10 protein-coding genes are annotated in these 12,853 nt (G+C 51.3%); 8 read left to right on the top strand and 2 right to left on the bottom strand.

Annotation, left to right across the window (positions count from 1 at the left end):
* Positions 1–110: 110 nt before the first annotated feature.
* Positions 111–1,028, bottom strand: a complete 918-nt coding sequence (locus tag NSU01_RS19045; protein ID WP_042137818.1) for a helix-turn-helix domain-containing protein — start codon at positions 1,026–1,028, stop codon at positions 111–113.
* A 182-nt stretch (positions 1,029–1,210) separates the two neighbouring features.
* Between NSU01_RS19045 and NSU01_RS19040 the strand changes: the two genes are divergently transcribed.
* From NSU01_RS19040 to NSU01_RS19015, 6 genes are all read left to right on the top strand, one after another.
* A complete protein-coding gene (locus NSU01_RS19040) occupies positions 1,211–2,347 on the top strand; it encodes an MFS transporter (RefSeq protein ID WP_042141254.1) in 1,137 nt (378 codons plus the stop codon).
* A gap of 89 nt (positions 2,348–2,436) precedes the next feature.
* Positions 2,437–3,162, top strand: a complete 726-nt coding sequence (locus NSU01_RS19035; RefSeq protein WP_042137817.1) for an ATP-binding cassette domain-containing protein — start codon at positions 2,437–2,439, stop codon at positions 3,160–3,162.
* A 30-nt stretch (positions 3,163–3,192) separates the two neighbouring features.
* The gene (locus NSU01_RS19030; protein ID WP_076243023.1) at positions 3,193–4,485 is read left to right on the top strand and encodes a hypothetical protein; all 1,293 of its coding nucleotides are present in this window, start codon (positions 3,193–3,195) and stop codon (positions 4,483–4,485) included.
* Positions 4,478–5,176 carry a response regulator transcription factor gene (locus tag NSU01_RS19025; RefSeq protein WP_039299112.1) on the top strand — a complete coding sequence of 233 codons (699 nt, stop codon included), beginning with the start codon at positions 4,478–4,480 and terminating at the stop codon, positions 5,174–5,176. Before NSU01_RS19030 ends, NSU01_RS19025 begins: the two co-directional genes overlap by 8 nt.
* Positions 5,173–6,579, top strand: a complete 1,407-nt coding sequence (locus tag NSU01_RS19020; RefSeq protein WP_076243024.1) for a HAMP domain-containing sensor histidine kinase — start codon at positions 5,173–5,175, stop codon at positions 6,577–6,579. Before NSU01_RS19025 ends, NSU01_RS19020 begins: the two co-directional genes overlap by 4 nt.
* Positions 6,576–7,661: a GNAT family N-acetyltransferase gene (locus NSU01_RS19015; protein ID WP_083705292.1), complete on the top strand. Its 1,086-nt coding sequence runs from the start codon at positions 6,576–6,578 to the stop codon at positions 7,659–7,661. Before NSU01_RS19020 ends, NSU01_RS19015 begins: the two co-directional genes overlap by 4 nt.
* Positions 7,662–7,753: 92 nt before the next feature.
* Here the strand turns inward: NSU01_RS19015 and NSU01_RS19010 are convergent, their stop codons facing one another.
* Positions 7,754–8,977, bottom strand: a complete 1,224-nt coding sequence (locus tag NSU01_RS19010) for a glucose-1-phosphate adenylyltransferase (RefSeq protein WP_042137813.1) — start codon at positions 8,975–8,977, stop codon at positions 7,754–7,756.
* A 217-nt stretch (positions 8,978–9,194) separates the two neighbouring features.
* On the opposite strand from NSU01_RS19010, the gene glgB reads away from it, so the two are divergent.
* Positions 9,195–11,114, top strand: a complete 1,920-nt coding sequence (glgB, locus tag NSU01_RS19005; RefSeq protein WP_042137811.1) for a 1,4-alpha-glucan branching protein GlgB — start codon at positions 9,195–9,197, stop codon at positions 11,112–11,114.
* 30 nt (positions 11,115–11,144) lie between these two features.
* On the top strand, positions 11,145–12,581 hold the full coding sequence (glgA, locus tag NSU01_RS19000; protein WP_042137810.1) for a glycogen synthase GlgA: 1,437 nt from the start codon (positions 11,145–11,147) through the stop codon (positions 12,579–12,581).
* Positions 12,582–12,853: the final 272 nt, after the last annotated feature.

Below are 12,853 nucleotides of genomic sequence, written 5' to 3'. Positions count from 1 at the left end.
AAATGTTTTGTGAGGAATCCTTCTATGATGTGCGCTTCGAACAAAACCTGCTCCGGAAGCATCCGCTTGGTTGTGTAAGTAAATACGCCTCGGCTGTAAATGTACAATTATTATATACGAATATAAGACTCCAGAAACATCTGAAGTTCAGCTGCGCCATCCGGCCGTATGCTGTAGCGTTCAGTGCCTTCACCTCGCAGATGTACGCGCAGCAGTCCGGCGACCCGCAGACTGAGCAGATGATGCATCAGCATCTCCCGCGACTGGTTCAGCTCGGACTGCATCTCCCACAGGGTCTTGGGCTCACCCGCCACAAAGCGGAGCAGTCTCAGCCGGGTCGGGTCGGAGAGGGCCTGGGTTAACCGGAGCAGCACTGTCGGCGGCTCCTCTTCATTCTCGGAGGGTACATCGACCGGATATTGTACAAGCATCAGATTCTTATAGAAGCAATAAGTATTAATCGGCCGGTTATGTACCGTAGGAAGCAGCACAATGGTCTTCAGCTCAGGAATATCTTCAATAACTACGCCGCCCGAGGCATATTCGATCAGCGGCACCATGTCCATTTTGCTCTCAAGCATTTTTTTCTCGGATGCGTCTTCAATCAGGAGCGGCAGGATCGTGTGTTCCACATGACGGAAATAATGCTCATACCACATCCGCAGCAGCGGGGTATAGCCGTTCTTGATCCGGGCACATTCCTCAAGTGTGAAGTTGTGGAAGAAGGGGGCGGTCCGCAACAGGCAATCCTCAACGGTAGAGGCTTCAAGCTCATCCAGGAACTGCAGTACTTTGGAAGCTTCCCCCCGGCTGTAAGCCCAGGCATAGAGCACATCATAGTCGTCAAAAGGCCATTCGGCAGCCTGCTTCAGCGCGGCCAGCTGCATAGGCGGGAACCGGCCGTCTACATCCCGGACCCAATCGGTGCCGATCTCCAGATTGGAAATCCATTTCTTCGTCACATATAGCATAAAACTGTCCAGCAGTTCATATACGGGTGAAACATCAATTTCGAGTTCATACTTCATCAAGCCGGGTCACCTCCAGAAAATCCGTCACTTCTATATATTATCTCTTGTTTTGAAGAGGGTTGTCCACTATAATGTTCGGTGTTTGCCGCTCTGACGGCAGTTTTGATCACCGCTGAATTACATAGGAGGATTTATTCGTGTCCGATTCCAAATCTATACCGCTTGCGCACAGCAGCACAATGAATTATATGATTCTGATTACCGTAATTATATTGGCAGGACTTAGCCAGGGGATGCTGCTGCCGGTATTATCCATTCTGCTCGAGCAAAAGGGTGTATCCTCCTCACTGAACGGATTAAATGCCGCAGCGCTATACGTAGGATCCTTCGCAATGACCCTGATTGCAGAGCGGGTACTTGGCGCAATCGGCTTCAAGAAGCTCATTGCCGCAGGCCTCAGTCTGGTGCTGGTGACACTGCTCCTGTTCCCGCTGCTTCCCGGGGTCAAGGTCTGGTTCGTGCTCCGGCTGCTTGTAGGCATAGGCGATTCAGCCATTAACTACGCCGCTCAGCTATGGGTGCTGCTGATGTCACCCGCCGAGCACCGCGGCCGCAATCTGTCCCTGTATGGAATGTCCTACGGACTGGGCTTCAGCCTGGGACCGCTGGGCATCATCCTGCTGCGCTTCGGCCCGTCCGCGCCGTTCCTGATTACCGCCGGACTGTTCGTGCTTGTCCTGCTGCTCGTTGCGGTCAAACTGCCGGATTCCCGTCCGCACCCGATAGACCATAGTGAAGGTCAGGCCAGACGGTTCGGACGAAGCTACAGGCTGGCCTGGTACGCACTGATCCCGGCACTGCTGTACGGATATATGGAAGCGAGCCTGAACAGTAACTTCCCTGTCTACGGACTGCGGATCGGCTTCAGTACGGATCAGATCGCAACGCTACTGCCGTTTGCCGGCATTGGCGGCCTGCTGCTGCAGCTGCCGCTTGGCATATGGAGCGACCGCTATGGCCGCAGAGCCATCCTGATTGCTTCGGGAGTAGGCGGAGGCCTTGCCTTCACACTGCTTCCGCTGGCCGGAGAGCATTTTCTGCTGAATCTGCTGCTCCTGATGATTGCCGGAGGCCTGGTAGGCTCCTTCTTCTCCCTTGGCCTGAGCTATGCCGCAGATATCCTGCCGCGCCATCTGCTTCCGGCGGCGAATGTTGTGTCTTCCTTCCATTATAGCCTTGGAAGTATCGCCGGACCCGGTGTCGGCGGGCTGCTGCTGCAATTCGGCTGGGGTGGCAGTGTATTCGCAGTAATGGGTGGTTTATATATTCTCTTCGGACTGACAGGCTTATTATTCTCGCCACGGAAGATAATTTGAGGTAAGATAAGAACGAATGCTCGCATGGAATTTGATCCCGCTTTCAGAGTACACTATAGAGTAGAGTTGAAGACAGGAGAGGCTGAACTATGATTACAGTTGAACATTTGGCCAAAGCGGTCGGGGAAGATAAAGCACCAGTTCTGCAGGATATCGGATTTCAATTAGAACCGGGTGAATTTGTGGTTATTCTGGGAGCCAGCGGAAGCGGAAAATCGACACTTCTGAAATGCCTGGCTCTGCGCGAGAAATGGGATAGAGGGAATTTCCGGGTAGACGGCAAGGACATCATGAAGAGCCCTTTTGCCGGCAAACGCAAAATCCGCCGCGAATGGGCCTATCTGGAGCAGAATGCGGAGCTGAATCCGAACCGTACGGCACTGAAGAACGTGCTGATCGGACAAGCCTCACAGACACCTCTGTGGCGGATGGCTACAGGAATGGTCCGCTCTGATGATTATATGGGGGCGATGGACCAGCTTGATCTGCTGGGTCTGCTGGACAAAGCAAAGATGAAGACGAGCCACCTCAGCGGCGGTGAACGTCAGCGTGTGGCTATCGCCCGCGCATTGGTTCACGGTGCTAAGGTTATACTTGCCGATGAACCTGTTACCGGTCTGGACCCCAAGACTGCGGAGAATGTGCTTGAAACGCTCCGTAAGCTGTGCAAGGAAACCGGATTAACTGTGATTACCGTACTGCCGATTGAACTGGCGGAACGTTTCGCCAGCCGGTTATGGGTACTGGAAGACGGAAGAATCAAACATGATGTGAAGGGGCGCCGGCTGACCTCACAGGAGCGGCTGCATCTGTGAAGCGGCAAGGCGTGCAATAAGGAGAGAGTGATGAAGTTGAATAAACGGTTACTCGGAAGGCTTACAGCAGCCTCTTTGTCCCTGTTTGTAATGTCCGGCTGTACCTTCATCAGCGATCCTGTTTCCCAGATGAAGGTGCCGCAGCTGTCCGCTGACAAAGCTTCGCTGATGACAGCGATTAATTCCTCACTGAAGCCGCTTGATGCAACGCTGATCCGTCCGGCCAATGATGATGACAGTTCTATTTTTACCGAGGATCTGGACAAGGACGGGATTATGGAGACGCTTGTCTTCTACCAGACGAAGAATGAAGCTGTAGTGATCCACGGGATGATTCTGGAGAAGCATGAGGACACCTGGGTCAAGAAGCTTGTTTTTGACGGTGACGGAACGATGCTGGATTCGGTTGATCTTAGGGATGTGACGGGTGACGGGAAGCTTGATATTGTTACCGGCTATTCGCGCGGGGAAGAAAAGGGCATGGTGGTCTACAGTTATTCCGGAGGAGAGCTGGAAGAAATTCTGACGAAGCCTTACACCAAATATATACTGGATGATTTGAACGAGGACGGGATTGCCGACATTACAGTCGTGTATTTCAAACGCAATGAATTCGCCACAATAACTACCTATCAATATAATGACAGCTTCAAGGTGCTTGACGAATTGGATAATCTGGACCCCTATTTCGATAATTATTACAATATTGTCTCAGGAAAAGTGGCGGAGAACAAAGAAGGTATAGTTCTGGATTCTGCTGTGGATTCGCGCTCTGCTTATACAACAATTGTTGTTATGGAGAATAACAAGCTGCGCGTAGCCATTCCGGGAGATGTACGGACCTTCAAGGACCGGAAGATTGTCAGTGAGGATATTGACCTGGATGGAATTATTGAGATCGGAATGCTGGAGCCCCCCTCGGGGTGGGAGTATTTCGACCCTGAGACCATACCGTATTTCAATTCTTATTACAAATGGGACGGAAAAGACGGCTTGACCTTTAGTACTCAGTTGTATAATGATCCTTCGGACCGGTTTACCATTAATTTTTCTCCGGAATGGCATGAGAATGTCACTGTGGATACCAAGTCCGTTCAGGATAAATCGCTTAAATTCATTATGCTCGACACCGGGGAGACTGTAGCTGAGGTATCGTTCTTCTCACCGGCTGAGTGGGATAGGGTAAAGAACTCCGGCTGGAAGCTTCTGGGGCGTGATCTGGACAAAATGATCGGCTACCGCGGGGAACTGGAGCAAAACACCATCGGGGGAGAGAACGGAAGAGTCAAATCTTCTATAGAGAGGAAGGGAATCGATGAGTAAAGTACTGATTCTGGAGGATGAAGAATCCATCCGCAGTTTTATTGTGATCAATCTTAAACGCAACGGGTTTGAAGTGCTCGAAGCCGCTGACGGCAATGAGGCTCTGCATAAGCTGACAACGGTTCCGGATATTGATATTGCCCTGCTGGATGTCATGGTGCCCGGCATCGACGGCTTTGAGGTCTGCAGACGCATTAGAGAAACTAACGAGCGGCTCGGCATTATTTTTCTGACAGCCAAAGTTCAGGAGCAGGATAAGGTATATGCACTGTCTGTGGGCGCAGATGATCATGTCAGCAAGCCGTTTAGTCCAACCGAGCTGATTGCCCGTATCCAGTCCCTGCTGCGCCGGGTCAATGTTCACCGTGAGCAGTCGGCCAAAGTCTCATTTCACTCGGGTCCGTTTACGCTGGATCTGATCTCGAAGCAGTTCAAGAAGAGCGGTGAAGCGATTGAGCTTACGCCTACTGAATTTTCGCTGGTGCAATTCTTCCTTGAGAAGGAGAATACGCCGCTCAGCCGCGACTCCCTGCTCGATCATGTGTGGGGCAAGGAGTACATGGGTGATCCCAAAATCGTTGATGTGAACATACGCCGCCTGCGCCAGAAAATCGAAAATAATCCGTCAGAGCCAGAATTCCTGCAGACGGTGTGGGGGCACGGCTACAAATGGAAAGGTCAGGTACAATGATTAAGAAGGGGATGCGCAGACAGATCGTACTGCACTATATTCTTGTAGTCTTTGTGGCGCTTCTCCTCGTGGAGACTATTTTTCTGCTGGCGATCCGGACGTATTATTACGACAGCATCTACAGCAAAATCACCACTCATATCAGTGCGGGGGAGACTTTCGTAAAATATGAATTCTCAGCGGAACGATCGCCGAATCAGCTGCTGAACCTGCTCGACTTCTTCAATCTGGAGTATACCGAACTAGAAGTTCTGACATTAAATGGAGATATCATTACCAGTTCCACCGGATTTCAGCCGGACCGGACCATCACCACCAGTGATGTTCCCGAGGCTGTGGGCGGTAGTGTCGGGCGCTGGGTGGGCCGGCAGGCCGGGACGAATGAGAGTGTAATGGCCGTCTCCAAGATGGTGCAGATCAACTCGCATGAAACTTACATCTTGCGTTACCTGACCTCCATGGAGGGAGTCAACAAGGATCTGCTGAATCTGACGCTGCTCTCCATTGGCATCGGGGCGGCGGTTATGTCGATCGTGGTCTTGTTCAGCTTCGGTCTCGCAAATTCCATTGTGCGGCCGCTCAACAATATCACGGCTGTGTCGGCGCAGATGGCCAAGGGGAAGTTCACCACCCGCATCAAGGGGGATTACCGGTACGAAATCGCTGAACTGGCTTCAACGCTCAATTATATGGCGGATGAGATCGTCCGCAGTAATCAGATTAAGGATGATTTCATTTCTTCGATCTCCCATGAGCTGCGGACACCGCTGACCAGCATCAAGGGCTGGAGTGAGACTCTCATCTCAGGCGGCTACGATCCCGAGGAAACCAAGCTGGGTATGGGCATCATCTCCAAGGAGAGCGACCGGCTGATCGGGCTGGTGGAAGAGATTCTGGACTTCTCCAAGCTGCAGCAGAACGAAATGAAGCTGTCGATTACCCAGGTGGATATCAAGGTCCTGCTGCAGGAGACGCTGCTGAATATCTGGGCCAAGGCCGAGAAGAAGCGGATTCACCTGCTGCTGGAATGCGAAGAGACTATCTATATAAGAGGCGATGCGAACCGGCTGAAGCAGGTGTTCCTCAATCTGGTCGACAATGCTGTGAAGTTCTCGCCTGAGGATTCCAGTATCGTCCTGTCCGCTGAACGCCTGTCGAATACAGAGATGGCCGTAATTGTAAGGGATAGCGGGATCGGCATCAGCGAAGCGCATCTGTCCAGAGTGCGGGACCGGTTCTTCCAGGTCGATGCGCTCAACGGCGGAACCGGCCTTGGCCTTGCGATCTCCCAGCAGATTGTAGAGCTTCATAACGGCAAGCTGGAAATGGACAGCGAGCTTGGCAAGGGTACTCAGGTTACCGTTATTTTGCCGCTTGATGATGTGCAGGAGGAGAAGGCATGAATACACAGGAATCAGGGAAATCTTCTTCAGAACAAAGGCTCGAGATGATCTGCGGCGGACGTGAACATTCAGCGGATATTCTGAAGCTCCTCCGGGAAGCGGCAGGCTGGATGGAGAGCAAAGGAATCAACCAGTGGACGCCGGGGCAATTCAGCATCCGCGATGTGGAGGATTATTTGAGCAGCAGAGAGGTTTATCTGGCCATGGAGGGAGCGGCTCTTGCCGGGATGTTCACTCTGCAGTTCAGCGATATCCAGTACTGGGGAGACCGCAATGACGAATCCTATGCCTATCTGCACCGGCTCGCTGTAGCCAAATCCCACCGCGGCATGGGACTTGGCGGCCAGATGATCCGATTTGCGTTACGAAGAGCGGAGGAACGGGGTTGTGCGGGTCTCAGACTGGATACAGTAGCCCATAATATTAAGCTTAACCGTTACTATCAGAGCCTGGGATTTCACTATATGGGTACCCGGGATGTCGGAGCAGGCCGGTTGGTTAACCTGTATGAGTATGAAGCGGAGACCGGCGATCCGGGCAGCGTAATTCTCCGGTATATGGGGGAAGCTGATTACGCTTTAATGAGGGAATGGAGTGTTTCGCCGGAGTATTTGAAGAAGTGGGCAGGTCCATCGTTGTCCTACCCTCTGGATGACCGGCAGCTTGAGCGATATCTGGACGGAGCCAATCATCCGGCAGAGTCTGGTTTGCTGGTCTATTGTGCGGTGCTGAGAGCTACCGGACAAACGGTTGGACATATAAGCTTATCCGGAATCGACCGTGAGAACGGTTCGGCCAGAATAAGCAGGGTCGTCGTCGACCCCGGGAGCCAAGGGCGGGGAATCGGACTGCAGATGGTTCGTGAAGTCCTGCGTATCGGCTTCGACGGGTTGCGGCTCCACCGGATATCCCTTGGAGTTTTCGATTTCAACACGGCGGCACAGAAAACCTACGAGACAGCCGGATTTACACGGGAGGGGATTTCGCGTGAGGCTGCTACATTCGGCGGGCGCTATGCCGATTGCATCGAGATGGGCATATTGGACAGGGAGTGGAGGGCAAACCGCCCCTCCGGCAAATGAATAGGAAGAACCTACAAAAGGGATACAGCAGAAGGTCGGATAGACCGTAGCTGTATCCCTTTTATGTAGCAGCCCTTAAGGCTGATGTAAGATTATGAAGGCATCCCTTCCGCGCGCAGACGGCCGGTCTTCTCGTAGACCTCCTGAAGCAGACGGGAAGGCTGGGTACGGATGATTGGCTTGGCTGCTACGATCTCATGCGGGCCGACAACCACGATGTTGTCCGCGCTGCCTTTAATCACAGCGCCGTCTTTGATGACTGCTCCCTCCCCGATAATCGCATTCTCAATCAGAACACCGCGGCCGATGCGGACACCCGGCATAATTACACTCTGCTTGATCTTGCTTAGCTTGCCGATCTCTACACCGCCGAAGATAACGGAACGCTGGAGATTGCCTTCCAAGGTGCAGGTTTCGTGCATCAGGCAATCTGCAGGCGGTGCCTGAACCCGTGGTTTATAGGCAGCCAGCTTCGTACGGTAAGACCGACTGTACATCGGCCAGCGGGAGTTGTCGAGCTTGAAGCCATTCTCGGACTGCAGCAGATCCATATGTGCCTCCCAGAGGCTGTCAACCGTACCTACATCTCTCCAATACCCGTCAAAGCGGTATGCGAACAATTGGTCGTTGGCATCCAGCATGGACGGAATGACATCCTTGCCGAAGTCATGGCCGGATTCCGAATTAGCGGCATCCCGCAGCAAATAGCCTTTCAGATATTCCCATTCAAACATATAAATACCCATGGAGGCGAGGTTGCTTTTCGGAACCTTTGGCTTTTCGGCAAATTCAGAGATCTGGAGATCATCATTAACGTTCATCACACCGAACCGGCTGGCTTCATCCCAAGGCACTTCCATGACCGAAATGGTGGCTTTGGCTGCTTTGCCTACATGGTAATCCAGCATTTTACGGTAATCCATATGATAGATATGATCTGCAGACAGGATAAGCACATGCTCCGGATTCTGGCTGTCAATGTATTCTATGTTCTTATAAATGGCATCGGCTGTACCTGAATAGGTGTCTCTGCCTTCAACCCCTGAAGGAAGCAGCTTCACGCCTTTATCGCTGCGGCTGTGCAGTCCCCAAGGCTCACCTTCCCCAATATGATGATGTAAGGAATCGGCTTCGTACTGTGTCAGAACTCCAATAGTGTCGATCTTGGAATTTACACAATTGCTGAGTGGAAAATCAATGATTCTATATTGTCCTCCGAAAGGGACTGCAGGCTTAGCCATACTGGAGGTCAAGGGGGCTAATCTGCGGCCTTCCCCGCCAGCCAGGAGCATGGCGATACAATCTTTTTTACTCATTTGTTATCCCTCCCATTTTTTTGTCAATGCTTGTAATATAACCTGCCGGCAAGCGCTTGAAACGACATAGGTGAATTATATTGCTGTGCATCAGGAAAAATTACATCAATAATTTTCTTAATTCAGAAATCATTGAATTTGCCCGCAAAATCATTTTCAAACGGCACATATTGGGGTAATGTAATAGGTGCATCCTATATACTAAGGTGGTGATGATTTGGCCGAAATACCAAAAACAGTAAACCTCCCGTCATCTGAAGATATTTATCTGTTCCATGAGGGCACGAATTATCGCAGCTATACGATGCTTGGCGCGCACATTGCCGTGGAAGAAGGGCAAGCTGGCGTTCGCTTTACCGTGTGGGCTCCTCATGCGGCATATGTAGGACTGGCTGGTGATCATAATGGCTGGGATGGAACATTGGACTCCGACTCGTTATATAAGATACCCGATTCAGGATTTTGGAGTCGTTTTTTTCCGGGTATAGAGCCGGGAACTTTTTACAAATACAGGATTCATGGTGCAGATGGAACAAGCTTCCTCAAGGCTGATCCTTACGCGTTCAAAGCTGAGGTACGTCCGGCCACCGCTTCCGTTGTGGCGAATCTGGATGGTTACCAATGGGGCGACGCCGCGTGGCGCCGGAAGAGCAAAGCACCGTACAATGCGCCTATGAACATTTATGAAATGCACTTTGGGACCTGGCGCCAGAAGGATAATGGAGAACTCTATACTTATAGAGAGATGAGCAGCCTGCTGATCCCGTATCTGACGGAGATGAGTTACACTCATGTGGAGTTTATGCCGCTTGCCGAGCACCCGTATGATTTGTCCTGGGGGTATCAGGGAACCGGTTATTTTGCGGCCACCAGCCGCTTCGGTGATCCGCAGGATCTGATGTACCTGATTGATCAGCTGCATCAAGCCGGCATTGGGGTTATCCTCGACTGGGTTCCGGCCCATTTTGCCAAGGATGCCCACGGACTGAGAATGTTTGACGGTTCGCCGCTGTATGAATACGCTGATCCAATGCTGGCCGAGAAGCCGGGCTGGGGCACACTATCCTTTGATTTCAGCAAACCGGAGATCATATCGTTCCTGATTTCTAATGCGCTTTTTTGGTTTGAGATGTATCATATTGACGGTATGCGTGTGGATGCCGTAACCAGTATGCTGCGGCTTGATTTCGAGAAGCAGCACCATCAGTACACAAAGAACATGCACGGGGGTCTTGAGAATCTGGAAGCGATCGCGTTCATTCAGCAGTTGAATACGGCGATTTTCCGGTATTATCCGAAAGCTCTGATGATGGCCGAAGAATCCAGTGCCTGGCCTGGCGTAACCTCACCTGTTCATGAAGGGGGGCTCGGCTTTAATTACAAATGGAACATGGGCTGGATGAATGACACTCTTGGGTACATAGAACATGATTTCGGGGCGCGGCCCTACCATCATAATTTGTTGACCTTCCCGATCGTCTATGCCTATGCCGAGAACTATACTCTGCCTTTGTCCCATGACGAAGTGGTGCACGGCAAGAAGTCGCTGCTGAACAAAATGCCAGGCTCGTATGAGCAGAAGTTCGCCGGTCTGCGGGCATTGCTCGGTTACCAGATTAGTCATCCGGGCAAAAAGCTGCTGTTCATGGGCGGTGAGTTTGGTCAATTCATCGAATGGAAGGATCAGGACCAGCTCGACTGGCTGCTGCTGGAATATGAGGCCCACCGCCGGATGCTCGCTTACACGGCTGCCCTGAATAAGCTCTATCTCACGCAAAAAGCGCTGTGGGAGCTCGACCATGATATGGAGGGCTATCAATGGATTGACGCCGATGACAGCGGCCAGAGTGTTGCCTCCTATATCCGCAGAGGGAAGAGGCCTGTGGATACCTTGGTGATCATTATCAATTTCCAGCCGGTGGAACGGCGTAATTACCGGATCGGTGTGCCGCGTCCGGGGACCTATGAAGAGATATTCAGCTCGGAGACCCGCGAATATGGCGGTTCTGGTATTCATAATGAGCCTGTCAAGAGTGAGAAGAAGGAATGGCATAACCAGCTGAACAGCCTGGAGCTGACCCTTCCGCCGCTTGGATTCCTGGTGCTCAAGAAATCCGGACGCAAAACGATTAAATAAACTATTCATATCTATAAGGAGGAAATCTGGATGAAAGTTCTATTTGCTGCAGCTGAAGCCCATCCATTTATCAAAACAGGCGGGTTAGCCGACGTAATCGGTGCCCTGCCGAAGGCGCTTAAGGCTGCCGGAGTAGATGTTCGGGTAATCCTGCCCAAATACAAGGGGATCGCAGAGAAGTATTCCTCCCAGATGGAGCATGTCGCTGTCCTTGAGGTGCCGATCGGCTGGCGCAATCAATATTGCGGGATTGAACGGATTGTCTTTGAGGGAGTTCCTGTATACTTTATCGATAATGAGTATTACTTCGGACGTGACGGCATCTATGGGTATATGGATGACGGCGAACGTTTCGCTTTCTATAACCGCGCTGTGCTTGAATGCCTGCCGGCGATTAACTTCCAGCCTGATGTCCTGCATTGCCATGACTGGCATGCCGCGGTAATTCCGTTGCTGCTGCAGGCGCACTACCGTCACAATCCGTTCTACAGTGAGATGCGTACAGTGTTCACTATACATAATCTCCTGTACCAGGGGGTATTCCCGTATTCGGTGCTGGGCGAGCTGCTCGGTCTCGATGACAGCTATTTCCCTGGTGTAGAATATTACGGGAACGTGAACTATATGAAGGGTGGAATTGTCTACAGTGATCATGTGACCACGGTCAGTCCAACCTATGCCGATGAAATCCGTACACCTTATTATGGATATGGCCTTGACGGACTGCTGACCTCTCGTTCAGATGCTCTTAGCGGGATTGTCAACGGGATTGATACCAAGAGCTACAATCCGGCCAGTGATCCGTCTATTTTCACCCGTTACCGTTCCAACCTGGTCAAGAAAGCTGAGAATAAGCTGGGACTCCAGCAGGAACTGGGCTTGCCTGTAGCTCCTTATATTCCAATGGTAGCTATGGTTACCCGTCTTGTGGATTCCAAAGGGCTGGATCTCCTGACCCGGGTTCTCGATGAGCTGCTCTACTATGACGATATTCAGTTTGTCCTGCTGGGCACTGGTGATGAGGTCTACGAACGCTGGTTCCGCGAGGCGCAGTGGCGTTATCCGACCAAGCTGTCTTCACAGATTCTGTTCAATGATGCCTTGTCCCGCAAAATATATGCCGCCAGCGACCTGTTCCTGATGCCGTCCAAATTCGAGCCTTGCGGCATCAGCCAGCTGCTGGCTCTGCGTTATGGCAGTATTCCTGTAGTGCGTGAGACAGGCGGACTTAACGATACTGTTCAGGCGTACAACGAGGAGACCGGAGAGGGCAACGGCTTTACCTTCAAAGACTATAATGCCCATGATATGATGTACACGCTCCGCCGGGCCGTATCGTTCTACCACAAACCGGAGCACTGGAAAAAAGTAGCGAAGAATGCTTTCACCGGCGATTACAGCTGGAATGTATCTGCGCAGCAGTATATTGATATTTATAACAAGATTTCGGATAAAGTTACGGAGTAGAAGAACTATTGTATAGAAAAGGCATTCCCCGATCATGGTGATGGGAGGAATGCCTTTTTAAATTATGTATAGGGATAATACTGACTCATACTCACATTTGAAGTACCATTCAGCAGCAGTCATGCTGCCTTGATGAATAAATTGTTTTATCGTCCAGACCAGAACTGTACCTCTTGTATTCCAGTCGTCAAACCATTTTGTTATTGTGGCTAATCCGTGATATTCAGGTCCGTAACATTCTGTATAGGTGAGGTTTGGGTCGAAGATTTGCC

It is taken from the genome of Paenibacillus sp. FSL H8-0259 (assembly GCF_037963255.1).
Lineage (GTDB): Bacteria > Bacillota > Bacilli > Paenibacillales > Paenibacillaceae > Paenibacillus_AQ > Paenibacillus_AQ phytohabitans.
The sequence above is the reverse complement of the archived record's forward strand: the minus strand, read 5'-3'. Positions and strand labels throughout refer to the sequence as shown.

Bases quoted from the DNA above. Each gene is read 5' to 3' on its own strand.
- NSU01_RS19045 (WP_042137818.1), bottom strand. From the start codon at position 1,028: ATGAAGTATGAACTCGAAATTGATGTTTCACCCGTATATGAACTGCTG.
- NSU01_RS19040 (WP_042141254.1), top strand. From the start codon at position 1,211: ATGAATTATATGATTCTGATTACCGTAATTATATTGGCAGGACTTAGC.
- NSU01_RS19035 (WP_042137817.1), top strand. From the start codon at position 2,437: ATGATTACAGTTGAACATTTGGCCAAAGCGGTCGGGGAAGATAAAGCA.
- NSU01_RS19030 (WP_076243023.1), top strand. From the start codon at position 3,193: ATGAAGTTGAATAAACGGTTACTCGGAAGGCTTACAGCAGCCTCTTTG.
- NSU01_RS19025 (WP_039299112.1), top strand. From the start codon at position 4,478: ATGAGTAAAGTACTGATTCTGGAGGATGAAGAATCCATCCGCAGTTTT.
- NSU01_RS19020 (WP_076243024.1), top strand. From the start codon at position 5,173: ATGATTAAGAAGGGGATGCGCAGACAGATCGTACTGCACTATATTCTT.
- NSU01_RS19015 (WP_083705292.1), top strand. From the start codon at position 6,576: ATGAATACACAGGAATCAGGGAAATCTTCTTCAGAACAAAGGCTCGAG.
- NSU01_RS19010 (WP_042137813.1), bottom strand. From the start codon at position 8,977: ATGAGTAAAAAAGATTGTATCGCCATGCTCCTGGCTGGCGGGGAAGGC.
- glgA (WP_042137810.1), top strand. From the start codon at position 11,145: ATGAAAGTTCTATTTGCTGCAGCTGAAGCCCATCCATTTATCAAAACA.